Consider the following 3,080-nt stretch of genomic DNA (forward strand, 5'->3'; position numbering starts at 1 on the left):
GGCTCTGGGGGAAATACAGCCTGTCGCATCATGGCTTTACACATGCAGCCTACCCAGCTGCGTATTGCCGATCAAGTAGCCCGCGCGCCAGAAAAGCCGCCAGCATTGTATCAGCCAGAAGTGGCCTATGTGAATACGGATGGAATTCGCATTGCGATCGCAGCTGAATTTGCCCAGATTCACCTCAATATTCCTTGAAAGAATGACTCCATATCAGGGGGCATCCCCCTTACAAATTAGCCATCCTAAAAAAATCGCCCAGGATTTTCCCATAAAATTTGCCACAACGTGCGATTATTGCCCTACTTAAGACCTATCCCCCTACGCACATCGTCCTCAATCTCCCATTGAATCCATGGCTATGAACCGCATTATTGTCATTACCTCCGGCAAGGGAGGCGTTGGGAAAACTACCTGTACCGCCAATCTAGGCATGGCCCTAGCCAAAGCAGGTAAACGCGTCGTAGTCATTGATGCTGACTTCGGGTTACGCAACTTAGACCTACTGCTAGGTCTGGAAAATCGCATCGTCTATACGGCCCTTGATGTCTTGGCGGGTGAATGTCGGCTGGATCAGGCCCTGGTTAAGGATAAACGCCAGCCCAATTTGGCGCTGCTTCCCGCCGCTCAAAATCGCTCTAAGGAGTCTATTACCCCGGAGCAAATGAAGAAATTGGTGCGGGCGTTGACCAAAGCCTACAATTTTGTCCTGATCGACAGCCCGGCGGGAATTGAGATGGGATTTCGCAATGCGATCGCAGCCGCCCGCGAGGCCATTATCGTAACGACACCTGAAATTTCGGCTGTCCGCGATGCTGACCGCGTCATTGGCCTGTTAGAAGCCAATGACATCAAGGCAATGCGACTGATTATCAATCGACTCAAACCCTCTATGGTGGAAGCTGAGCAAATGATGTCAGTCAAGGATGTGCAGGACATTTTGGCAGTGCCGCTCCTGGGCGTGATTCCCGATGATGAGCAAGTAGTTGTCTCAACTAACAACGGTGAGCCTTTAATTCTGGGTAAAGAACTGACCCATGCCGGTACGGCAGTCTCCAACATCGCCCGGCGACTCCAGGGAGAAAAGGTCCCACTGATGGATTTGAGCGTGCCAAAAGATAGCTTTTTTAAGAAACTACGTCAGTTATTTAACTAGGTTTACCCAGACGGTCGATGGGCGGCGATCGTTGTACCGTTATTGATTAAAAAATTATGAATGCTCTCCGCCTTATCGGAAACGACCATGATTAGCGACTTCCTCGAACGACTCTTTGGCTCCCGTGAACCGGTGAGCAGTGATACGGCTAAGCAGCGCCTGCGGTTTGTTTTGGCCCACGACCGCTCTGATATTTCTCCTCAAAATTTGGAAAAGCTGCGCAAAGAAATTCTGGATGTGGTATCCCGCTATGTCGAACTCGACTTTGAGAAGCTGGAATTTTCCCTCGAATCCGATCAGCGGATGACAGCGTTAATGGCCAATTTGCCGATTCGCCGGGTACGCACTAACCCATTAGAACCCGATAGTCCTGTGGAGGAAACCAAGCAAACAAAAATCGAACTCGAAGATGAAGCAATTGAGTTAGACCAAGTGGTCGAAGAGGCATCCGAGACGGCAGATATTCCGTTGGAATAAACTATGGGGCCCGGAGCTATCGCCATTGGCGATTGTATTCATAGATTGCGATCGCAGCCGCCGTTTGGACATTGAGCGACTCTACCCGACCGTATTGTGGAATTTTCAGGGCCACATCGCACAGGGCCGCTATGTCGGCAGGGATACCCGTCAGCTCACGCCCCAAAATGAGCAGCGTTTTCGCGGCGAACCCATAGTCTTCCAGAGACTGGGATAGTCCATGCACCGTCAGCGCCACCCGCGTATATCCCACTTGCTGAGATAGCCATGGCCGTAGCTGCTCGGGCGGACAATATTCGATGCCTTGCCACTGCTGTGCCGATGCCGCAACTTTACGAAACGCCCAGGCATCGTTGGGCCTCGGTAACACCAACCGAGTAACGCCTAGGACCTCACAGGTACGACACAGGGCAGCCTGATTTGTGGTTTTCTCCACCAGCGAGGCACAAACGGTTAGGGACGGACGGCTATTCACAACTCAATCATTCAGGCGTTCCGTGGAACGCCTCTACATGCAAAAAAAATGGAACGCCTCTGCATACATCTTCAATCGTTCGGCACTAGCTCCACATTCAATTCATTCACCTGACGACGACGCAGCTCTTGGGATTTCTCACGGGGCAGGAGATCAAAAACCTCTCGAAACACATCGTCCACCGCTTCATAATTAACCGCCCCCGTTTCATCAAAACGAACGTTACCACTAGCATCTAGCACCAACGTTTGGGGTACAGATCCCTTAAAGTAATAGCCCGGTTCGCTGGGGGAAAAAGACTCCTTAGGAGGAATAGCATCGGCCATCACCGGGACAAAGTTTGCCGCCCGGCCATAGGGAGCCTGCAGCTGAGAGACCACAAATGAAAATTCTTTGCAATCACGACTGTCATCCACATAGAAAAACAGCAGTGTCGGTTTTTCTTGCTTGAGGGACTGAGCCAGACTGACACGGGGTGGCACAATCGCTCCGTTGCCAGCATAGAGGGCAAAAATATTGCCATCGTAGCGGTCGTCGTTAAGACTGGCTAACGCTTTACCAGGAAAGCAGACAGCAGGAATAAGTAGGATAGCGATCGCAGCCCCAACCACTAACCAGCGCCCCATTGACTGCATAGCGTTCTTCAGCTGCCTTACCCAAAAATTGCCCATAAAAAATCCTGGCTCACACGATCGCATCACTACCATTACGCCACAGAAAGGACATTCCCTCCTACAGTCGTGATAAGAAAACGAGATTACGTACCGCGAAAACTACCGACCACCGTCTGCAATTCTCCTTTAGCCGCCTCATAATCTTTGGCAGTAGTCCAAGCCACTACCTGGTAATAGGAGCTTTCACCCTCAATCGTTGTGTGCAAGTACACGACAGGCTGATTCTCAATCTGGCCACGCACTTCATACTGGCGAGCATTCAGGCAATTTAAGGAAGTGACGTTGGTGGGTGCTGCAG

Annotated in this window: 6 protein-coding genes; 3 read left to right on the forward strand and 3 right to left on the reverse strand. The window is 51.0% G+C overall.

Annotation, left to right across the window (positions count from 1 at the left end; all coding sequences use genetic code 11):
- From IQ260_RS29280 to minE, 3 genes are all read left to right on the forward strand, one after another.
- Positions 1 to 198: septum site-determining protein MinC (locus tag IQ260_RS29280; RefSeq protein WP_322745075.1), on the forward strand; the 198-nt coding region annotated here is incomplete at its 5' end.
- A gap of 163 nt (positions 199 to 361) precedes the next feature.
- Positions 362 to 1,156: a septum site-determining protein MinD gene (minD, locus tag IQ260_RS29285; protein WP_193996586.1), complete on the forward strand. Its 795-nt coding sequence runs from the start codon at positions 362 to 364 to the stop codon at positions 1,154 to 1,156.
- A gap of 87 nt (positions 1,157 to 1,243) precedes the next feature.
- Complete coding sequence (minE, locus tag IQ260_RS29290) at positions 1,244 to 1,633, forward strand: cell division topological specificity factor MinE (protein ID WP_193996587.1); 390 nt, start codon at positions 1,244 to 1,246, stop codon at positions 1,631 to 1,633.
- A 16-nt stretch (positions 1,634 to 1,649) separates the two neighbouring features.
- Here the strand turns inward: minE and IQ260_RS29295 are convergent, their stop codons facing one another.
- From IQ260_RS29295 to IQ260_RS29305, 3 genes are all read right to left on the reverse strand, one after another.
- Complete coding sequence (locus IQ260_RS29295) at positions 1,650 to 2,108, reverse strand: TrmH family RNA methyltransferase (protein WP_193996588.1); 459 nt, start codon at positions 2,106 to 2,108, stop codon at positions 1,650 to 1,652.
- A 71-nt stretch (positions 2,109 to 2,179) separates the two neighbouring features.
- Positions 2,180 to 2,779 (reverse strand): thylakoid membrane photosystem I accumulation factor, encoded by a 600-nt coding sequence (locus IQ260_RS29300; RefSeq protein WP_193996589.1) that lies wholly within the window; start codon positions 2,777 to 2,779, stop codon positions 2,180 to 2,182.
- An 86-nt stretch (positions 2,780 to 2,865) separates the two neighbouring features.
- The coding region (locus IQ260_RS29305; RefSeq protein WP_228016545.1) for a hypothetical protein at positions 2,866 to 3,080 on the reverse strand (215 nt) is incomplete at its 5' end.

Source organism: Leptolyngbya cf. ectocarpi LEGE 11479 (genome assembly GCF_015207065.1).
GTDB lineage: Bacteria > Cyanobacteriota > Cyanobacteriia > Phormidesmidales > Phormidesmidaceae > Leptothoe > Leptothoe ectocarpi.